Here is a 20,375-nt window from a genome sequence, read left to right as displayed (position 1 = left end):
ACAAAGCCGCTTTCTTCCAAAACTGAAGAAAACGCATTATTTCAAACCCTGAAATCTCAAAAAAAGATCATATAAATTGAAAAAAATTAAAAAAGGATGTAGATATTTTGACTAATGAAAGGTTTATTTCAAGTGTAAAGAAGCTCGGGCCTATTCTTGCAATCTGCCTGGTTATAGGACTTACACTTTTTGCAGCAGGCTGTGCAGAAAAAGGAGACGAAACCGCAGAAGGAGCAGAAGCTACTTCCCCTGCATCAGGAACATCGGAGTTCAACGAACCTGTAGAGATAGGATACGTCTTATGGGACGGCGAAATTGCAAGTACCAATGTGATACAGCAGGTGCTCGAACAGGCAGGGTATGAAAAAGTGAAAATAACTGCGGTTGATGCAGGTCCACTCTATCAGGGAGTTGCTGACGGGCAGTTTGATTTCACCACCTCAGCCTGGCTTCCTTATACCCACCAGAACTACTGGGAAACTTACAGTGACCGGCTCGATCCGGTACAGACAAACCTTGAGGGCTGCAAAATCGGACTTGCTGTGCCCTCCTATGTAACCATAAATTCCATTGAGGAACTCAATGCCGAAAAGGAAAAATTTAACGGCAGAATAATCGGAATCGAGCCAGGAGCAGGTATTATGCAGGCTTCAGAAACTGCGATTTCCGATTATGGCCTGGAAATGGAGCTCGTCTCAGGCAATAGCGCAGCAATGACCGCCTCCCTGAAAAAAGCTGTGGATTCCGAAGAATGGGCAGTTGTGACTCTCTGGTCTCCTCACTGGGCTTTCGACCGCTGGGACCTCAAGTACCTTGATGACCCTAAAGGCTCGTATGGCGATGCCGACCACGTTGAAACCGTTGCAAGGCTTGGCCTTGAAGAGGAAAAGCCCAGGCTCTACGGCATCCTGACTCGTTTCCAGTGGACTAACGATGACATCCAGGCTGTCATGATGGATATTGAGAACGGGATGACGCCTGAAGCAGCTGCAGCAAAATGGGTTGAAAATAACCCGGAAAAAGTGAATGAATGGATCGGAGAAGAGTAAGTCTCTTTTCCCATCATCTTTTCATACAGCTTTATTTCCTCCGCTTTACCTTTACTTTTTTACCTTTTTCTTTTATCGGATTATTACTCTGAAGGCACGCCCTCAGAGGTTTAATATTATATATCATAGAATGCCAATCTTTTATCAGAATAATTTTTCAGATTAAGAGCAGACTACCTATGTAAACCATCTCGGAATGCGAATTGTGGCAGTTCAAATTTTGGGAATAAGGTTTTAATTATTCTTTCCAATTTCTGAGGCGGAAAAATGGCAAAAATGGCAAATACACTTAAAGAACTAGACAGGTTAGCTGAAGAAGCTTACAGAAAGGGCAGGATTTCTTTTCAGACGGGCAGGTTCGAAGAAGCGCTTACCGCTTATGGCGAGGCGGCTGATGCCTGGGACAAAGTGGCAGGCGTGTTTTTTGAAAAAGGGAAAGAAGCCAGCGGAAAAGAGTTTCTTGAAAAAGCCGGGGACGCCAGATCGTGTTACGGGATGGCACTTTTCAAGCTTGAAAGGTACGAAGAAGCCCTGGGAATTGTTGATGCCGCCCTTGAGCTTAAGCCTGAGAGCCCTGTTGAGTGGTCCAACCGGGGTTTTGTACTCTCAGCCCTGAACAGGAACGAAGAAGCTCTGAAAGCCTTCGAAAACGCGCTCGTATTTGACCCAGAATCCCCTAAAATCCTGACCAGCATGGGTATAGTGTATTTCAGGATGGGGCTACTGGAAAAGGCTCTAGAAATTTTCGATTATGCTCTGGCAGCCGAACCCAGAAAAGCGTCGGACTGGGCCTGCAAAATTCCCAGGTTCAGTTTCTTTTCCAGGAACAAAGCTCCAATTATGAAGCCTGATAATGCAGGGACCTGGTACTGGAAAGGCAGTGTATTGCTCGAACTCGGTGAAAAAGAAAAAGCCCTTAATGCCTTCAGGACGGCTCTTGAAAGCGATCCCGACCACCTCGACGCGCTTCTCACAGGAGGGGATTTGCTTTGCGAATTTACCGAATATGTCGAGGCATTCAGGTGCTATGTACGGGCCCTGAAACTCAGCCCGGGAAATGAGGCTGCCAGCAATGGAAAAGAGTACTGTGAGGCGAAGATTAACGCTTATTAACAAACGAGTATTATAAAAGAGTATTAGTAAAAGAGTATTTAACAAACGGATATTAGCAGGGAATTGTTCGCGAGCCTGCTTAAAGCTCCGAATCTTTATATGTTGGTTATAAAACCTGTAACCTTCCAAGCCATTTATATTTACCAATTCTTATAGTAATGTTGTCTTTTTGGAATCTCACAGGTCCGGAACACTTATATCCGGATAGCATCGGGTATTTGCATATCTTTCAGTGGAGCATTCGTCTCTTGATTCCGGGAAGAATTGATAACCTGAATAAATCTGCAATTGAGAACTGATAACTAAATAAATGTACAATTGAAAAGTGATAACTAGATAAATGTACAATTGTACACATTTCGTGAGGCTGAGTCATATAAGTTATCGAGTCATATAGGTTATCGAGTCATATAAGTTATATTCTTGATTTTGTGCTTCAATCGAAAATGCAAAGATCGCTCCAGTGTGTTAGATGAGAAAGTTTTAGATATTCAGGAGAAACGTTAATGGGCTTTATATCTAATTTATTCGGCAAAGATAAAACACAAAATTTTTTAGACGCTTGCAAACACGGGCAGACAGAAAATGTAGAGAAACTTTTGAACAGCGATAAAATTGAGGTTAACCTGCAGGATGCATACGGTAAAACCGGTTTGATCTGCGCGGCAAATAACGGACACAGGGACCTTGTAGAACTATTTATTGAAAATGGTGCCGATCTCAACGTTCAGGATGAGAACGGCGATACTGCTCTGATTTCTGCGGCAAAGATAGAACGTGGCGATATTCTGGATTTACTCATCAAAGCCGGTGCGGACCTCAACATTCAGGACGAAAACGGCGATACTGCTCTGAAGTTTGCGGTAAAAGTAGGATTCAGGCAAATTGCCGGACTGCTTATTGAAAGCGGAGCAAATCCTGATACCCAGGACAGGAACGGCGAAACCGCTTTGATTTCTGCCGCATATAGGGGGCATAAGGATCTTGCCGAATTGCTCATTAAAGCTGGTGCGGACCTTAATATTCAGGACAATAATCACAATACAGCCCTGAATGCTGCAGCAAAAACCGGGCATAAGAGTATTGTTGAGTTACTCATTAATGCCGGCGCCGATTGTGATGTTCAGGACAAAAGCGGTAAAACGGCTTTGATTTATGCAGCAGAGAGAGGATATAAGGATATTGCAGCGTTACTTGTCAAAGCCGGCGCCGATCTCAACATTCGGGATGAAAATGGGCTAAGCGCTTTGATGTTTTCGGCACAGGCAGGATATAAGGATATAACCGAACTGCTCATTAAAGCTGGTGCCGACCTTACTATACAGGACCATAATGGAAATACTGCTCTTGAGATTGCGGAAGAAATAGGATTTGACGAGATTGTTAATCTGCTCACCAGAGCCGGCGCAGGTTCAGGGTCCTGATTTTCCGGAATATTTCCATAACATTGTTTAAAGGATTGGGTTCGAAAGCCCTTTTTTCTATGTTTTCAATATAATGAAAAAAGCAGAAAAAGCCCTCGTATAATTGATATACCATCGTGACAATCCTTACTGCTATGAATAGCAGCAAATCCGAAAATTCAGCTTTACCTTCTCATTTAACTGACCGTGCAGCCCGTGAAAAGGAGCTTGCCGGAAAGATTACTCCTATTTACGAGTCCGCTATTTTCTCAAGCCCTGTGCTTGACCAGTTCAGGGGCATTATGCCCGATTTCAATAAAAGGCTCTCGCCTGACAGGAACCTGGGACTTTCGTCTTCCGGTTATCTCCGCCTGAGTCCTGAAACTCTTCCGAGGCTTGTTTCCAGCTCCTGTACAGGGATTAAATCTGCTGCTCTTCCGGAGACCGTTTTCGAAAGCCCGAAGATGCCTGCAGGAAAAGGGCTTGAGATCCTGTGTGACCTGCCTGGAAGGATGCTGACAGAGGCAGGAATGCGTACGCTCAAAGCAGACCTTCCTATGGCTCCTCTTGCAAGCAGGCTTTTGACGCTCAGGCAGGTAGAGAACAAAATGAAGGGCTCAGAGCAGGGCAGGGAATAAGGAAAGCGTTGAAAGAATAGGGGAACTGCGTTCCCTATTTTTATTGTTTTACCTCATCTTACTTTCCGGAAACAGTATACTATTTAATGAAAAAAGAAGCCGTTTTTATGCTTTACGGAAAATGGATCACAGCATAGATACCATTATTCCTAGAAGGCTGACTGCCGTCGCAATAGTAGTTATAAAAACAATCAAAGCCGAACCATCGTTCTCAAATAGGTCATTGTTCTTATAATCCATATTATTATATATGCGATATTTGGTTAAAAACCTTTGTAAGTTTTACGGGATCTATTCTATAAAATTACTCTGCAAGAGCATCGAATCTATTTTAAAAAACCCCAAAAGTAATTTAAAAACCCCTAAAATTTTTTACATAAACTCTAAGATTTCTTAAACTCCTCTCAGGTTCTTAATTTTTTATTTTTTTGGAAATTCAAGCTCCTGCTCTTTTCATAGCCTTCTCAAATTTCTCAAGCCCGAGGTCAAGCTCTTCGGCTGTAATTACCAGAGGCGGAGAGAAGCGAATTACCGAATCCCCACAGGGAAGGAGCAGGATTCCTTCTTTAAAGGCTTCCCTGAGAATTTTATCCCGTCTGGAAGGATCTATGGATTTATCAGGTTTCACTATCTCGGCTCCGATCATCAGCCCGAGGCCGCGTACATCCCCAATGAAGGGGAAGTTTTCCTGAAGTTCTCCCAGGCGCTGCTTTATATAGGAGCCGAGTTCCTTTACCCGGTTTTCCGTATTTTCCTTTTCCAGAAACTCAAGGGAAGCGAGGGACGCAGCTGAAGCCAGGAGGTTTCCTCCAAAAGTATTTGAATGGACGCCTGGCGGCCAGTCCATAAGCTTCTGGTCTGCAAGCATTGCGCCTATAGGAAGGCCTGCTCCAAGAGCTTTTGCAAGGCATGAAATTTCAGCCCTGACCCCAAAATTTTCCAGGGCAAGGAAGGGGCCTGTCCTGAAGCAGCCTGCCTGGACTTCGTCGGCTACAAGAAGGACGTCATTGTCCGTACAGATCTGCCTTACTTCTTTATGGAACTCGGGAGGAGGAACGATGTACCCGCCTTCCCCCTGGATCGGTTCTACGAAAACGGCAGCCGTATCCTCAGGACTCAACTCCCGTCTGAAGATGAGATTTTCGAGTTCTTTTGCACATTCGATCCCGCAGGAAGGGTATTCGAATTTAAAGGGACATCGGTAGCAGTAGGCATAGTGGGAATGGGCTGTGCGAAACGCAGGAAAGTGTTCCTTTTGCCTGACTTTTGAGCAGGTCAGGGAGAGGGAACCCAGAGTCCGGCCGTGAAAGGCATTATAAAAAGAGATAAGACCCTGACGCCTTGTTTTCCAGAAGGCAAGCTTGATTGCAGCTTCCACGGCTTCAGTCCCGCTGTTGCAGTAAAAAACCTTTGAATAGCCTGAAAGCTCTTCCAGCTTTTTCGCAAGCTTTAACGGAGGCTCGGCAAAAAAATCCCCGTATCCGCAGTGAGTCATTTTTTCAAGCTGGGCTGAGATTGCAGCCTCAACCTGAGGGTTGGAGTAACCTGCATTCATTACCGCAATCCCGGCAACGAGATCAATATATTCTTTTCCATCGACATCCCTGATAACAGAACCCTTTGCACTGTCCACAACAAGCGGATAGGGACGGGCTGCGCAGGCCGACATTATATTGCAGTCCTGCCCGATAATTTCCCTGGCTCTCGGGCCGACAATATCAAGCAGTTCGATTTCCCCCTCATAAAAATCAGAATCCTGCCCCATATCCTTTGATGCATTCTTTGCCGGCTTTTCCACTCCCTGTACCTTTCCGAATTCCTCGGTTTTCTCCTGATCCAGAACTCATTCCTCCCCGGTTTCTCCATGCTCACGAATCTTATTCTGCCGAATCGATCTGGGCTTTTTGCAGCCTGCCGCTATAATCTATATATACGGCTTTTACCTCGGAAAACTCCCTGATGGCATCGGTCCCGGCTTCCCGGAAGCCGTTTCCTGTCCCTTTCACACCCCCGAAGGGGAGATGGACTTCTGCTCCTATTGTAGGGGCATTGATGTATGTGATTCCGGCTTCGATTTTCTCGATTGCCTTGAAAGCATTTCCTACGTTTCCGGTGTAGATTGCCGAAGAAAGCCCGTATTTGGAATTATTGGCAACCTCAATTGCCTCTTCCAGACTTGAAACCGTAAAAATCCCTAGTACCGGCCCGAAGATTTCTTCCTGCGCTATTCTCATTTCCGGCATGACATCCGTAAACACTGTGGGCTCGAAGAAATACCCCGGAAGCCCGGGATCGGTTCTTTTTCCTCCTGTAAGCAGAGTCGCGCCTTCTTCTTTCCCTATGCTCACGTACCTTTCGGTTTTCTCAAGCTGAGCTTTACTGATCAAGGGCCCGACATCCGTTTCAGGCAGGATCCCATTTCCTATCCTGAGAGCTTTGACTTTCGCAAGCAGTCTCTTTGTGAACTCGTCTTTTATTTTCTCGTGCAGAATCAATCTGCTCGTCGCCGTACAGCGCTGTCCGGTCGTCCCGAAAGCTCCCCACAGCACACCTTCAAGGGCAAGTTCGAAGTCGGCGTCATCCATTACAATTACCGGGTTCTTTCCTCCGAGTTCCAGAGAGACCCGTTTCATGGTTTTTGAACATTCTTTCATTATCCATTTCCCGGTGTCAAGGCTGCCAGTAAAGGAAATAGCTCTTATCCGCGGGTGCTGGACTACGGCTTTCCCGACAGTCCCTCCTGGCCCGGTAACCAGGTTTATTACTCCGGGAGGCAAGCCTGCCTCGATAAGTACCTCTATCAGTTTAAGGGCAAGCAGGGGCGTATCACTCGCAGGCTTGAAAACGATTGAATTCCCAGCTACAAGAGCCGGCATAATCTTCCAGGCGGGAATCGCAATCGGGAAGTTCCAGGGCGTAATCAGGCCGACAACCCCTAGCGGTCTCAGCACGGTCATGCAGAACTTTTCATTGAGTTCGGAGGGCGTTGTCTCCCCGAACATCCGCCTTCCTTCCCCTGCGGCATAATTTGTGATATCTATAGCTTCCTGTACGTCTCCCCTGGTTTCAGGCAGGATTTTTCCCATCTCTTCTGTCATAAGGACAGCAAGTTCTTCCTTTCTTTCCTGCAAAATCCGGGCTGCCCTGAAAAGTAGTTCAGCTCTTCTCGGAGCCGGAACCCTGCTCCATACCCTGAAACCGGCCTCTGCTGCATCAACTGCCTTATCCACATCTTCGGTTCCAGCTATCTGTATCGTGGCAAGGCTTTCCAGAGTAGCCGGATTTATATCCTCAAAGACCTCTCCTGTTGACGAGTTTTTGAACTCTCCCCCTATAAATAACTTGTACTCCTGAACCATAAAATCCCCCTAAAAGCTTGAATATACAAGGAGATAAATATATTGGAGAAATTTTTTTCCGGGCCTGCGGGCTAATCCAACTTTTTATTGGGCAGGAGTAGACTAAGTAAAAGAGCAGGCTATGTAAAATCGGACATAGAGCAGGCTATATAAAAGAGCAGGCTATGTAAAATTGGACATCATATCTCATAAAAACCTGTGAAGAAAAAAAGCCCGAAAACCGGGTTTAGCAAAAGCTATTGACAGATACAATTATCATTGGCCTGAATCGATCCCTGAGCCTGGTTGAAGACTACTGCAGGGATCAAGTTTCTTCTTTTGCTCCTTTTAGCAGCCTGCGCCGCTGCTGACAACCTGCCAGATTCGTTCTGATAGTTCGGAATACTGTGTTCTTGGATCTCCTATCTTCTGGATAAAGGAATTTGCACCATTTTCGATTGCCTGGTGCATAATCTCATCCCTGTTCACGCCTGTGAACAGAATGAAGGGGGTGTTAATGCTTTTGTCACGAATGGTTTTCAAGAGTGTAATGCCGTCCATAAAAGGCATATCATAGTCTGAAACTACCACATCATATGTGTCTTTCTCCAGCTTCTGAAGAGCTTCCCTCGCAGAGTCTACAGTATCCGAGGCGATATCATGGAAAAGTTCTAGAAAAGTCTTCGATAGCTCTAAGAACAGGGGGTCGTCATCTACAAGCAGTACTTTCATGGGGGTCTTCTCCTGAGGTTATTATTCTGTAACCTTCTTGTGGATCAGTTACCATTTACCAGTTCCTGGTAAGAGGTAGCAAAATCTCAGCCATATCTATTATTATTAGTATAAATGTCTTAATTAACATAAAAAGTTAACTTCTATACCCTGCAAACGGGAATCTGCGTGTCTCGGGAGTGAAATTTCTGTCTTTCAGGAATAAGAATTTGTTATTTTATCTTTCTGCGTGCCTGAAGCTTTCTTAAGGAAATCCGGTATAAAAAAACGATGGGAATATAGTATTTCTCAGGAAATGAAGAGTAAAATAAAAAATACAGAAAAACAGTATGAATAAAGAGTAAAGAAAAGATAAAGAGATAGAATAAAAAAGAACAAAAATAAGAGAGAGAAAAGGAACAAAAATAAGAGAGAGAAAAGGAACAAAAATAAGAGAGAGAAAAGGGACAAATAAATAGAGATAAAGAAAAGGAACAAAAAATAAAGATGGAGAAAAGGAACAAAAAATAAAGATGGAGAAAAGGAACAAAAAATAAAGATGGAGAAAAAAGAACAAAAATAAGGAGGGCAGTTTACCCCTGACTAATAAAAATGTCCAGTTCTTTTTTCAGCATCTGGCTGAGGATTTTTCCATCGACTGTGCCCCTGTATTCCTTCATAACGATACCCATTAGTGGGCCAAGAGCTGCCGGACCTTTTTCCCTGATAAAGTCTCCTTTTTCCCTAACCGTTTTCTTGATGAAGTTTTCGACCTCAGCGGGGTCAAAGGCACTGAGCCCGAGATTTGAAATCGCTTTCGGAGCGCTCAGGTTCGGCTCTCCTGCAAGGGCGGTTAGAAGGTCCTGAATGGCTTCCTTTGCGATTTCCTGTTTTGAGATCGCTGCAAAAAGCCCTTTGAAATGCTCATCCGTAAGGTTTTCGGTTTCTACCCCGTTTCTCCGGATCTCCGGGACAATTCCCACAAGCGTCCTGGCAATAAGGGTAGAGTTCACATTTGTGTCTTTCCTGTAGGTCTCAATCAGGTTTTCAAAGAGAGGAAGATATTTTGAGTAAGCTACTTTTTCAGCAAGCTCCTTATTAAGACCATTTTCAGAAACAAAACGTTTCGCCCGCTCGGTCAGGAGTTCGGGAGTTTCGATTGAATCAAAATATTCCTGAGAAATTTCAACCTGTGGCACATCAGTTTCAGGGTACATCCTTGCCGCGCCCGGAAGAGGACGCATATAAGCAGTGTTCCCATCGGGAAGGGCTCTTCGGGTTTCTTCTGGAATCCCTTCGATTGCCTCTTTTGCCCTTGCAATAACCGCTTCGATTGCAAGCCTGGCCTTTTCAGATTCATCTGCGACCATTATTACCGCATCCTCTGGATGTGCACCTATCGCATCCCTGACGGTCTGGACTTCCTTTTCGGTTATCCCGTAATTGGGAAGCTCATCGGTGTGGAAAATCCCTCCTACTCCCGCGGTCTTTGCCCGGTCTGAAAACTCGGTACCGAGCCTTCTTCCCGGCTGAACTTCTTTGCCTACAAGCCCATCGAATTTCCTGAGAAGGGCGGCGAGAATTGCACCTTTTCTCACGCCTTTTTGCAGGACCTTGGATTTTGTGTCTATGAAAAGCCCTGTTATGTCGTAAATTTCTTCGCAGACGAAAGCTTTTCTTTCCATGAGTTCCTGCCGGATAAAAAGAAGGTTCAACTGCCTTTCAACTTCCCTGCGGACGATATCCTCTATGAGGTCAAGCGCCTGCACGCCCTTTATTTCCACTCTTGCGCCTTCGGCAATCGAGATATTTACATCCTGCCTGATCGTGCCAAGCCCTCGCTTTACTTTCCCTGTAGACCTGAGGAACATTCCTATTTGCTCGGCAACCTCTCTTGCCTGGCGGGGGGACTTTATATCCGGCGCAGTCGCGATTTCCACAAGCGGGATTCCCAGTCTGTCCAGGGAATAGATAATCGAGTCTCCGATTTCCTCTATTTTCTGGGCAGCTTCTTCCTCCACACAAAGGCTGTCAATTCCACAACGCCCGTCCGAGGTTTCAATATGCCCGTCGCTTGCAAGAAAAGCGGTTCTCTGAAACCCGCTCGTGTTCGACCCATCCACGACGATTTTCCTCATAACGTGCATCTGATCCACAGGCTTCATGTTGAAGAGTTTTGCAATCCCGAGGGAAATTTCAAGGGCTTCCTTATTCAATTCTCTTGGAGGCTCTTCATCATTCTCTACAAGGCAGGTCGTGTCATATGCCTTATAAATATACTTCCTCCTGATTTTGGTCTGCTCCACGGCAGCCCTGTCCTTTTCTCCCATTTCGCTTTCCGTAGCCCTGAGATACCTGAAAAACTCAAAATCCGAATCCCTGACATCCCTGATAAGGGTAGGACACCTGCAGAACAGCTTCTCCTTCGAATCAAGCTGCTGGTGAATTTCAAGCCCGGCTTTCAGCCCAAGTTCACTGTAATCGTACTTTTCCATATTTTCACCCGAATCTAAGCAGGAAGCGCCTTAATTTCTCTAACTCCCGTTAACTCTTATTAAATTTTCTTAAATCTTCACTAAATTTCCCTGATTTCTCTTTAAATTATCTTTAATTCTCCCTTCAGCCCTTTCTAATTTTCTTTCAAGTCCTGTCTTTTAAATTAAATCTTTTTGCTCTCCCTTGGGTTTTAAGTCCTTCGGCTCATTACTTCCTTTCTTCTTTTAAACCTTTTTGCGCTCTATTCCTTTCTTAGTTTTTTCGGTCAGCACTGGCAATTATATGTTAATGTTGAATAATCATTAAGTAATAAATTGAATGTAAAAGGTATGACAGAATGTATAAAGGTATCTCTGTATATAAGAGTAAAAGAGTGAAACAATTTAATTGACTCACCAGGTAATAAAGAATGGTAACGGGCTGGTCGCTCTCCGGCAGATAAGTGATTATTGAAAACTATTTTAATTTCCGACTTGCCCAGAAAAAATCTCCTCCGGGATTATGGCGGTATTTCTGGAGCGTGCTTATGTGAATTAGCGAGGTTTTAGCTTCTTCAAGCAATTTAAAAATATCCAGTACATTGATAACCACTGAAAAAACCGGAAGTATGCAAATCTCTATCTGGTGCTTCCTTTACTTCGCATCTTCCTCGTTTTCCATTTAGCTTTTTGTTTACAACTAATTTAGAGCTTATATTTATCTATACTTCACTTTCTATATTTCGTCCTATGAAATTTAACAACAAGCAAGCAATGAATACGAAAAGTCGAACCTTTTCTCTTAAGTGTGAATTCTTACAGCACTTTAAACAAAAATATCCGCCGGACACATAGTATGCCCCGACCATTCAGTATTTTAACCCATGTGACTGCAGGTTCTGCACCGCCGCCCCTCACAAACTAACTCAACAAAAATAAACAGCCAAATCTTCCTATAGATATACGATTTAGAACAAACGTTTACGTTTACTAATACAATTTCTTAAATTCTTATATAAATTTCATATTCTTTGATATAAGCTAAAGTAAATATTACAGTGCCTGGAAGAGTAATCTCCAGACCGCTTTATTTTCGGGGGAATGATATGAAAAATTTTTGGGAGAATGACATGAAAATTAAACATATATTGATGATTTGTCTTTTTATCGCTTTGTTATTAATATTCGCAGAAACAGCTACTGCAACGGTAGCCGGAAAAAGTGAGATGCAGATTACTACCGACGAAGCCGATCAAAGCAACTCTGCCACGTTCGGCGACATGGTAGTCTGGGAAGATTATCGGAACGCCGACGGCTATGAGTCTACTGATATCTATGCGTATAACCTTTCTACAGGGCAGGAAACGAAAATAACCAGCAATACCTCATTGAAGTACTCACCTGTCATTTACGGAGACAAAATAGCCTGGGAGGATAACCGCAACGGAAACTGGGATATTTACCTGTACAACCTTTCCACTTCCAAGGAAACCCGGATCACTCTGAATGAATCCGACCAGTATGCCCCTGCCCTTTATGAAGACAGGCTGGTCTGGCTGGACGGGCGCAACGGAGGAGGAAGTCTGGATGTAGACCACTGGCCTGAAGGAAACTGGGATGTCTTCATGTACAACCTTTCCACCTCAAAGGGAACCAGGATCACTACGAATGAATCATGGAAGACTTTCCCTGCAATCTATGGCGATAAAATCCTCTGGGTAGACGGGCGAAACGGCGAGCCTTTACACTCACACCAGATCGTGGATGGAGATCTTTTCATGTATGACCTTTCCACATCTGAGGAAACCCGGCTAGTTTCAAATGTCTCTTCTGACACCAAGCCTGACATTTATGGGGACAGAATAGTCTGGGGAGATGACCGCAACCAGAACTCTGATATCTACATGTATGACCTTGTAAATTCTACCGAGGTCCAGATAACCGACAATGAATCCGAGCAGTGGCGTCCTGCTCTCTATGAAGACAGGATAATCTGGACGGATTATCGCAACGGTAATGGATGGGATAACCCTGATGTTTATATGTACAACCTATCCACTTCCGAAGAAATGCAGATAACGACCAGTGAATCTGAGCAGTGGGCAGATGACATCCATAGCGATATCGTCGTATGGACTGATAACCGCAACGGAAAGAATGATATTTACATGTCCATTCTCCGGGCTTCTGAAGAAGAACCTGTAAAGGAAGAACCTGCGGATGAAGAGTCATCTGAAGCGAGCTCCGTAGAAGAACTGAAGAAATTAAAAGCACATGTAAACTCTCTGGACATAGAGCCCTCTGCAAAGGATCTGCTCGATGCAAAACTCAGGTATACAATCCAGTCTCTTGAAGCCGGGGACACTGATGCAGCCCTGGTTAAGCTTGGTTTTTACATTGAATGCGTTTCAATCATGGAAGCAAAAGACAGGATAGAAAGCGAAGATGCAGATTATATAATTAGCAAAGCCGAGAGAATTTTCGATATGATAGAGAGTTCGTAAAGTTTTACTGGATAACGTAAGTGTTTGTGGCATGAAGTGTGTTCATAATACTGTATGTTTTATCACATGTGGTTCGCGTTTGTAACACGCAGTATATGCTAATGGCACGAGATATGTGTTTATAACATGCATTACTGAAACACACAGGATCTATTCAAATAACAGATGGTGTATCCCTGAGATCCAATGCCTTTTATTCTTTTTCCAACTCAGGGATTTTCAGTCATGAAAGTTATCTTATGAATTTATAAAACCTGCCTTTCTTTCCCGATCAGTATGCCAGTTGACCAGGATTCCGTTTGCCCTGAAATCAGGCTATATTGCTAACAGTCTGTTGAGGTTAAATGAACGTTCTTACCAGGAGGTAAAATATACCGATAAAGCTGAGGAAAAGAAATAGATGGAGCATTATTCCAAGAGCTACTTCATGATTCACGTCACGGTCTTTTAAATATGGGGTGTTTTGTTTTAGAGTGGAGAGAAAATTTCCAATGGAGTCTGCCATGATTATACAATAATTTTTTCCCATATATAGAATTATAGTTTTGAATCATAGTTTTGAACCAGTGCAACCTCTAAGGAAGTAATCCGGTTTAATTTAACAACACTGCCTTTTTGCCTCAATCAACCAAGATCAGTGTAAAAGGTGAGGGAGCTGTATCATCCATAGGGAATCTCTGCATGGGAGTACCGATTTTCTCAAGGGTTTTATCCATTCGGATGCCGAGTCCCATAAGGCACGGCCTGCGGAGAGTTGGGTGGTGGCAGGGACCTTTATCTCCGGCGCATTTTACGCTCGAGTAGTCGCTTGTGGCACACCAGGTACACATGCCTGGAAAGGTTGCAAGAGCCGTATTATAACCAAGGGTCCAGGCGAGTTTTTCAAGCTCAAGGACTCCGGGCTGGATTGTTTCTTTGCGGTCTTTCAATATTGTTTTCAGGCTATTCTCAAATTGCTGTTTTACGGTTTCATCTTCAGGAGGTTCGATGCTGAATTTTACGAAATTCTCGCTGACCTCCCTGGAAAAAACGTTCTCCGACTTCCACTCAACAAGCAGGGCACATTGATAGTCTGCAAGCATTTTTTTAAATTCGCTCACTGTGGGGATATGAGGAGGACAGACCCGGCTTCCGTAGCCGTTGCATCCGAAAATACATTTTAACACAGTTCGGTCTTCGACCACGATATCTTCGGCAGGAAACAGCCTTACACTCTTTGCTCCCAGTTCTTTTGCCCTCTCTTCCAGCTTCTCGTAATTTTCCTTACTTATCATACTTTTACATTATAATTTTCAGGAAAAAATAGTTTTGCAGTATAAATCGGCTTCTCAGGTTAACTTTCTCATTTTAACCGGATTTTCCATTTTCCGATGCTGTTATATTTCGTGCAGGTGAATAGGTAAATGGTGATTTTTCATAGGGGACGTTACTTTTAAGAAAATAATGGTTGCAACTGACGGCTCAGTTTGCTCAAGAATTGCTGCCAATAAAGGAATAGAACTGGCAAAGTTAAGCGGGGGGACGGTTTACGCAGTTTATGTAGTATCCACAGAATACTTTTCTTCAATGGCTGTGGACTTTGACTGGGAGAGGATGCACGAAGCGCTGAAAAAAGAAGGTTACAAAGCTCTAAATTATGTAGAAGGTATAGGAGAACTTGAGAGTGTCAACGTCGAGTCCATCCTGCTTGAAGGCCATCCTGCCGATGAGTTGATAAGGTACGCCGAAAAAGAAGAAATGGATATCATTATTATGGGCACTATTGGAAGGACAGGCCTGGAAAGGCTGATCCTTGGTAGCGTTGCAGAAAAGGTAATACGGCACTCAAAAATTCCTGTAATGGTCATAAAGGAAAAAATGCGGCTCTTGAGATAAGTTTACAGGTTATAGCTTGTAACTTTGATAACTTGTAACCTTAAAGCTTTCTCAAGCCTGCATTCTTTATTTAATCCGAAGCTTTGTCTCTCAGTTCGGTTTGTGTCTTTTTTCCATTACTCTTTCAGCTTCTACAGGTTTTTTCTCCCGCCCTGAGCTTCTACCGGTTTTTTCTCCGGAGCTAATTTTTCCATCTCCGGTCCGGCTTCTTCTCTTTGACTTTCAGCCCTCAATCTTCTTTTTCACGGCTGCGGCTGCATTTTTCGGAGAGTCGGTCTCCCAGAGTTTCCTGATTCTGGCATTCCTGAGGGCTGGCTCCAGAGCCGCGAGCTTTGCCTGCACAGCTGCAAGCAGTTCTTCGTCAATTCCCGGGGGCTCTATGCCCATAAACTTCTGGGCTTTAAGGGTCTCGGTTTCCCTGGCAACTGCCCGGTCGACTCCTTTCCTTACTCCGGTCTTCAGGGACTCGATCGCATCCCTCCACTGAGAGGCCCAGGGGGTATCAGGAATTTCGGTATGGTGGATCTCAGTCCTTTCCACTTTGATGGCGTCAAGGTGGCAGGCTTTCACACAGGCTCCACAGTAAGTACAGTAATCCTCCGCAAAAGCAATTTTTCGCGGGTCTTCAGGGTCTGCAGGTACATACCAGAGTTCCGAGGGGCAGACATTGAAACAGCCGCGGCAGCCCTGAGGATCACATTCCTTCAGGTTTTTATCGATAAGGCTCAGTTGCCCTTCCATAGGCTTTTGCAGGTCTACGGCTTCATACGGACAAACCGCTTTGCAACGGGCGCACTGTGTACACTTCAGTTCATCTACCTTGACTTTTCCTTCAACCCTCGGAGCCTCGCAGGGGCGTTCCCCTTTAACCTTTATTGCTTCCTCAGGGCAGAGGTCCTGGCAGAGTACGCAGTAATCACATTTGTCCTCATCCACGAGTATCTGCTCGAAGGGTACGGGATTTTCAGGCGTCGGTTCGCGCTCCAGCAGGATGAAGGCGTCACAGAACCGGGCACAGATTCCGCAGAAATTACACTTTTCAGTGTCAATCTCGATCTCTCCCTCTGCCCCTTCCTTTAAAGGTGCGATCTCTTCTTTTTTCGGGAAAGTGAATTCCACTTCAATTGCATCCTGAGGGCAGGCTCCTTCACAGAGTGCACAGGGGAGGCACTTCTCGTTTATCTTAACATAAGTATCATACTTCGGGTACTGTTTCTCATCGGGGACTTCTCCCACAGCCTCAAAAGTGATGGCATGCACAGGGCAGAGGTTTGAACACATCCTGCAGAAGGTGCACTTTTCAAGGTCCATCATTACAGCAGGCGCATCAAGCCCGGTTGCAATTTCATGAATTGGCCCCATCTCAAGGGCTTTCGTGGGGCAGATTTCTGCACAAATTCCGCAGCCGTTGCAGCGCTTGTAGTCATAATCCAGAGTTTTGATGGATTTTTCGGTTGCCTGGGTATAAAGGAAATGGGAGCCCTGAAGATCCATGCTGGTTGTAACCGTGATCTTTTCCTGGGCTTCCTCCTCAGCAGTTTCGGGTGCTTCAGCTTCAAGATCTTCGGCTTCGAATTCCTCGGCTTTTGCCTCTATAACTTCACTTTCTCCGGCCCCGCAGCACTCTTTGCATGCGTGAATTTCCTGTTCGGTGTACTCTTCGCTCATTATGCCACCTCCTCAAGTTCGGTTCCGGTTTCTTTAATTCCGGTCTCCTTTACCTTGAGTTCGGTGCCTATTGGACCAATCTCTTCAAGTTCCTTTACAAATTCGGTAATCGTGTTTGAGAAACGTTCTCCTTCCGCAGCCGAGATCCACAGAGTTCTAAGCCGCCTGGGATCAAGCCCGATTCCGTTTATAACTTCCTTTAAGACATCCATTCTTCGTTTTGCATCGAAATTCCCGTGGATATAGTGGCACTCATCCATCCTGCAGCCTGCAACGAGTACTCCGTCGGCTCCGCCTTTTAAGGCTTCAAGCACGAATTCCGGGTTTACCCTTGCCGAGCACATAGTACGGACGACTCTGATATTTGTAGGGTAATGAAGCCGCGACATCCCGGTCAGGTCTGCACAGGCATAACTGCACCAGTTGCAGAGGAAAGCCACTATAAAAGGACTCTGCGACCTGTGCGCAGTTGCAGCCCGGACCTGGGCGAAAATCTGTTCGTTTTCGAAGTTCCGCATCTGGATCGCTCCTGCAGGGCATGCTGCACTACAGTCTCCGCAGCCGTAACATGAAACCTCGTCTACCACGGCTTTCTTGTCTTCAATGGTTATTTTCCCGAATTTGCAGACCTCAAGACAGGTCCGACATCCGATGCATTTTTCAGGATCAACATGGGCTCCCATAGGATCGGCTTCAAGTTCTCCTGTGCCAAGGAGCTGCATAGCCTTGGAAGCACATGCACTACCCTGGGCAATCGAGACCTGAATCTCTTTGGGTCCTGAAGCGCAGCCTGCAAGAAAAACCCCGCTGACAGGGGCATCCACAGGGCGCATTTTCGGATGGGCGCTTGCAAAGAACCTGTCCGGCCGCCTGGCAAGGTTAAGCATCCTGCCTATACCTTCTGCCGCTTTGGTGGGCTCGTAGCCTGTTGAAAGCACGACAAGGTCACAGGCTTCCTCTTCAACCCGGCATTCCAGGGTGTTTTCATACCTGAGTACAGGCCTTCCGTCTTCGCCTGCATAAATTTCCGCAACCTTCCCCCGGATGAAATCAACACCCATTGCCTGCGTCCTTGTATAATATTCCTCATACATCTCCCCTGCAGCCCGGATGTCAATGTAATGGATCGTGATCTCAGCATCAGGGTAGCGTTCCATGATCATCTGGGAATTCTTGAGGGCAGCCATACAGCAAACCCTTGAGCAGTACTCATTGCCCACGGTTTTATCCCTTGACCCGACGCACTGGATGAAAGCTACGCTTTTTGGGGGCTTGCCTGTGGAGGGTACAATAACTCTTCCACCTGTAGGCCCTGCCGAGTTAAGCATGCGCTCAAGCTGCATATTTGTGATAACATCAGGATATTTCCCGAACCCGTACTCCTTTTTCCTTGACGCATCAAAGAGCTGGTAACCCGTTGAAACGATTACCGCCCCGGCTTCAAACTCAATCTCTTCAGGTTTCTGCTCGTAGTCCACGGCATCGGCAGGGCAGGCCTGTAAACACAGCCCGCAGCCGACACAGTGGTCTGGATCTATGAGCACTACCTGGGGAACGGACTGGGGAATGGGCATGTATATGGCTCTTGACTTTCCTACCCCGTAATTCATGGGATTTTCGATCTCTACAGGACAGACAGCCGCGCAGAGGTCGACACAGCCTTTGCATTTGTCTTCAACTATGAACCTTGGCTTGCGTTTGACTTTTACATGGAATTTGCCAACGGACCCGGAAATATCGGTAACTTCAGAATAAGTATAAAGTGTAATATTGGGGTGGTTCTGGACTTCTGTCATTTTAGGGGCAAGTACACAGATGGAGCAGTCATTTGTGGGAAATACCTCGTTCATCAGGGCCATTTTGCCTCCGATAGTGGATTCCCTTTCCACCATTGTGACCGGAAAACCGGCTTCTGCAAGATTCAGGGCTGCCTCAATCCCGGCAACTCCCCCTCCTATAATAAGGACATTTCGGCTGGCTCTGGAACTTGTTGCATTCAGCTCCTTGAGGAATTTTGCCTTTGCAACCCCCATCCTTATAAGGTCAAAAGCTTTCTGGGTCGCCATCTGGGGGTCATCGGCGTGTACCCAGGAGCATTGCTCCCTTATATTTACCATTTCCATGAGGTAGGGGTTCAGCCCGGCTTTTTCCATTACGTGCCTGAAGGTTTTTTCATGCAGCCTCGGGGAGCAGGCAGCTATTACGACCCTGTCTACTTTGTTTTCCTTTATATCCTTGATGATGCCTTCCTGTCCGGAATCGGAACATAGAAACTGTACTTCCCGGGCGAGCACCACATCTTCCAGTTCAGCTGCCATTTCCTGCAGAGCCAGTACATCTATTACTCCCGCAATATTCAACCCGCAGTGGCAAACATAGACTCCGATTCGCATAGTTGGTGACTCCATATACCTGTGTTTTATACTTGTAACGTTAATGATTGCGTCAGGCAATTGCTTCCAAGATTGATGTATAATCTCAAAGTTATAATTCTGAACATAACTCAGAACCATTTAACAGAGCATTCTGCCATACAGAAAAGATTCGATACGACTGCTCAAAAAACTTTTTTGTTGAGAATAATTTTGCCATTGCAAACTCATGAGTTTGTTGTTCTGAGTTTGTTGTTCTGAGTTTGGTGTTTTTACATGAATTGATAATTTTCACATGAAATTATTACTTTTTCACGTTTATTATTTACTGATGAATTGTTGCTTATCAATGAGTTATTACGCACCAATGAATTATTACATACTGAGATCAACATATTAACAAATTTACTTCGCCAGTTAATGTCTGGTTAATAAATCATACTTATCAATTTTATTATCCAGCCATGAATCTGTAACTTAGTCGAAGATAGTTACTTTTACATATCACTATACTTTCTCTTTTGAACTGAATAAAAAGATAGGTGTTTTGTGTAAAATCAAAACCTTTATTTCATACGGCTTTTTCCGAATTTATTAAGAACTGATTTATTAACTTGGAAGTCGGATAACTTCCGGATGCTCCTATAATTCAGTATTTATCAATTACTTTTGTTATACTCTGCAACAGTTTATCTGCAGGACAGAATTTGACAGTTTATTTATATAATAAGATTTATATTATTGGTATATTAACTTTCTTATTTGTCCTGAGCCAGCCGATTATCCCGGTTTAGCATTATAACCTGAGTTCCGGACTGTCAATTCCAGTCTGACCAGTGCTCAGCTGACTGTATACCTGCAGGTCATAGAGAAAACCTTAACATTATTACTTCTGCCCTATCACCGGAGTTTCACCAATTGATTTATAGTTTGAGAGCTTAATTCGTAATCGAGAAACCAGTCTCACACTGACAGCTCAAAGGGATTCAGGAGAAATTGGTTATTGGGGATGAGTGAGTTAAGACCGATTTATGAACTGAGTGAGTTGAAACTGGTTATACGGCAGGAACTACGGAATTCCATAAGGATAAGATATTTCTATAAATAATTTAAATAAAATTAAATATATGAATAAATTAGAGATATGGATAAAGTTAGAGATATGGATAAAGTTAGAGATATGGATAAAGTTAGAGATATGAATAAAATTAGAGATATGAATAAATTAGA

Annotated in this window: 12 protein-coding genes and 1 pseudogene; 6 read left to right on the top strand and 7 right to left on the bottom strand. The window is 44.6% G+C overall.

Annotated features, from left to right (window positions below):
* The first annotated feature begins 107 nt into the window (after nt 1-107).
* The 4 genes and pseudogenes from EQO05_RS12495 to EQO05_RS12480 all read left to right on the top strand — a co-directional run bounded on the left by EQO05_RS12495 (nt 108) and on the right by EQO05_RS12480 (nt 4,203).
* Nucleotides 108-1,049, top strand: coding sequence for a glycine betaine ABC transporter substrate-binding protein (locus EQO05_RS12495; RefSeq protein ID WP_205793809.1), 942 nt, complete (start codon nt 108-110; stop codon nt 1,047-1,049).
* Nucleotides 1,050-1,316: 267 nt separating this feature from the next.
* A complete protein-coding gene (locus EQO05_RS12490; protein WP_128507011.1) occupies nt 1,317-2,162 on the top strand; it encodes a tetratricopeptide repeat protein in 846 nt (281 codons plus the stop codon).
* A gap of 485 nt (nt 2,163-2,647) precedes the next feature.
* A pseudogene (locus tag EQO05_RS12485) lies at nt 2,648-3,586 on the top strand (ankyrin repeat domain-containing protein); the annotation flags it as partial.
* Nucleotides 3,587-3,702: 116 nt separating this feature from the next.
* Nucleotides 3,703-4,203: a hypothetical protein gene (locus EQO05_RS12480; protein WP_128507007.1), complete on the top strand. Its 501-nt coding sequence runs from the start codon at nt 3,703-3,705 to the stop codon at nt 4,201-4,203.
* Nucleotides 4,204-4,639: 436 nt separating this feature from the next.
* Here EQO05_RS12480 and EQO05_RS12475 read toward each other — a convergent pair whose 3' ends face one another.
* The 4 genes from EQO05_RS12475 to gatE form a co-directional block, all read right to left on the bottom strand.
* Nucleotides 4,640-6,001 (bottom strand): aminotransferase class III-fold pyridoxal phosphate-dependent enzyme, encoded by a 1,362-nt coding sequence (locus EQO05_RS12475; RefSeq protein WP_240664650.1) that lies wholly within the window; start codon nt 5,999-6,001, stop codon nt 4,640-4,642.
* Nucleotides 6,002-6,080: 79 nt separating this feature from the next.
* Nucleotides 6,081-7,562: an aldehyde dehydrogenase family protein gene (locus tag EQO05_RS12470; RefSeq protein WP_128507004.1), complete on the bottom strand. Its 1,482-nt coding sequence runs from the start codon at nt 7,560-7,562 to the stop codon at nt 6,081-6,083.
* Nucleotides 7,563-7,889: 327 nt separating this feature from the next.
* On the bottom strand, nt 7,890-8,273 hold the full coding sequence (locus EQO05_RS12465) for a response regulator (RefSeq protein ID WP_128507002.1): 384 nt from the start codon (nt 8,271-8,273) through the stop codon (nt 7,890-7,892).
* 572 nt (nt 8,274-8,845) lie between these two features.
* Nucleotides 8,846-10,747, bottom strand: coding sequence for a Glu-tRNA(Gln) amidotransferase subunit GatE (gatE, locus tag EQO05_RS12455; protein WP_128507001.1), 1,902 nt, complete (start codon nt 10,745-10,747; stop codon nt 8,846-8,848).
* A 1,109-nt stretch (nt 10,748-11,856) separates the two neighbouring features.
* On the opposite strand from gatE, the gene EQO05_RS12450 reads away from it, so the two are divergent.
* The gene (locus EQO05_RS12450) at nt 11,857-13,230 is read left to right on the top strand and encodes a hypothetical protein (protein ID WP_164888552.1); all 1,374 of its coding nucleotides are present in this window, start codon (nt 11,857-11,859) and stop codon (nt 13,228-13,230) included.
* Between the two features lie 620 nt (nt 13,231-13,850).
* Here the strand turns inward: EQO05_RS12450 and EQO05_RS12445 are convergent.
* Nucleotides 13,851-14,504 carry a DUF2284 domain-containing protein gene (locus tag EQO05_RS12445; protein WP_128506997.1) on the bottom strand — a complete coding sequence of 218 codons (654 nt, stop codon included), beginning with the start codon at nt 14,502-14,504 and terminating at the stop codon, nt 13,851-13,853.
* Nucleotides 14,505-14,673: 169 nt separating this feature from the next.
* Between EQO05_RS12445 and EQO05_RS12440 the strand changes: the two genes are divergently transcribed.
* Nucleotides 14,674-15,105, top strand: a complete 432-nt coding sequence (locus EQO05_RS12440) for a universal stress protein (protein WP_128506995.1) — start codon at nt 14,674-14,676, stop codon at nt 15,103-15,105.
* Between the two features lie 222 nt (nt 15,106-15,327).
* Here the strand turns inward: EQO05_RS12440 and EQO05_RS12435 are convergent, their stop codons facing one another.
* Nucleotides 15,328-16,773, bottom strand: coding sequence for a 4Fe-4S binding protein (locus EQO05_RS12435; RefSeq protein ID WP_128506993.1), 1,446 nt, complete (start codon nt 16,771-16,773; stop codon nt 15,328-15,330).
* Entirely contained in the window at nt 16,773-19,166 is a 2,394-nt protein-coding gene (gene hdrA2, locus EQO05_RS12430; RefSeq protein WP_128506991.1) for a CoB-CoM heterodisulfide reductase HdrA2, read from the bottom strand. Before hdrA2 ends, EQO05_RS12435 begins: the two co-directional genes overlap by 1 nt.
* Nucleotides 19,167-20,375 lie beyond the last annotated feature (1,209 nt).

Source organism: Methanosarcina sp. MSH10X1 (genome assembly GCF_004099695.1).
In the GTDB taxonomy this organism is placed as follows: domain Archaea; phylum Halobacteriota; class Methanosarcinia; order Methanosarcinales; family Methanosarcinaceae; genus Methanosarcina.
This window is presented reverse-complemented; position numbering and strand designations above follow the sequence as displayed.

Excerpts from the sequence above, each read along its gene's own strand:
- EQO05_RS12490 (WP_128507011.1), top strand. The coding sequence starts at position 1,317 with ATGGCAAAAATGGCAAATACACTTAAAGAACTAGACAGGTTAGCTGAA.
- EQO05_RS12470 (WP_128507004.1), bottom strand. The coding sequence starts at position 7,562 with ATGGTTCAGGAGTACAAGTTATTTATAGGGGGAGAGTTCAAAAACTCG.
- EQO05_RS12465 (WP_128507002.1), bottom strand. The coding sequence starts at position 8,273 with ATGAAAGTACTGCTTGTAGATGACGACCCCCTGTTCTTAGAGCTATCG.
- gatE (WP_128507001.1), bottom strand. The coding sequence starts at position 10,747 with ATGGAAAAGTACGATTACAGTGAACTTGGGCTGAAAGCCGGGCTTGAA.
- EQO05_RS12450 (WP_164888552.1), top strand. The coding sequence starts at position 11,857 with ATGAAAATTAAACATATATTGATGATTTGTCTTTTTATCGCTTTGTTA.
- EQO05_RS12445 (WP_128506997.1), bottom strand. The coding sequence starts at position 14,504 with ATGATAAGTAAGGAAAATTACGAGAAGCTGGAAGAGAGGGCAAAAGAA.
- EQO05_RS12440 (WP_128506995.1), top strand. The coding sequence starts at position 14,674 with ATGGTTGCAACTGACGGCTCAGTTTGCTCAAGAATTGCTGCCAATAAA.
- EQO05_RS12435 (WP_128506993.1), bottom strand. The coding sequence starts at position 16,773 with ATGAGCGAAGAGTACACCGAACAGGAAATTCACGCATGCAAAGAGTGC.
- hdrA2 (WP_128506991.1), bottom strand. The coding sequence starts at position 19,166 with ATGCGAATCGGAGTCTATGTTTGCCACTGCGGGTTGAATATTGCGGGA.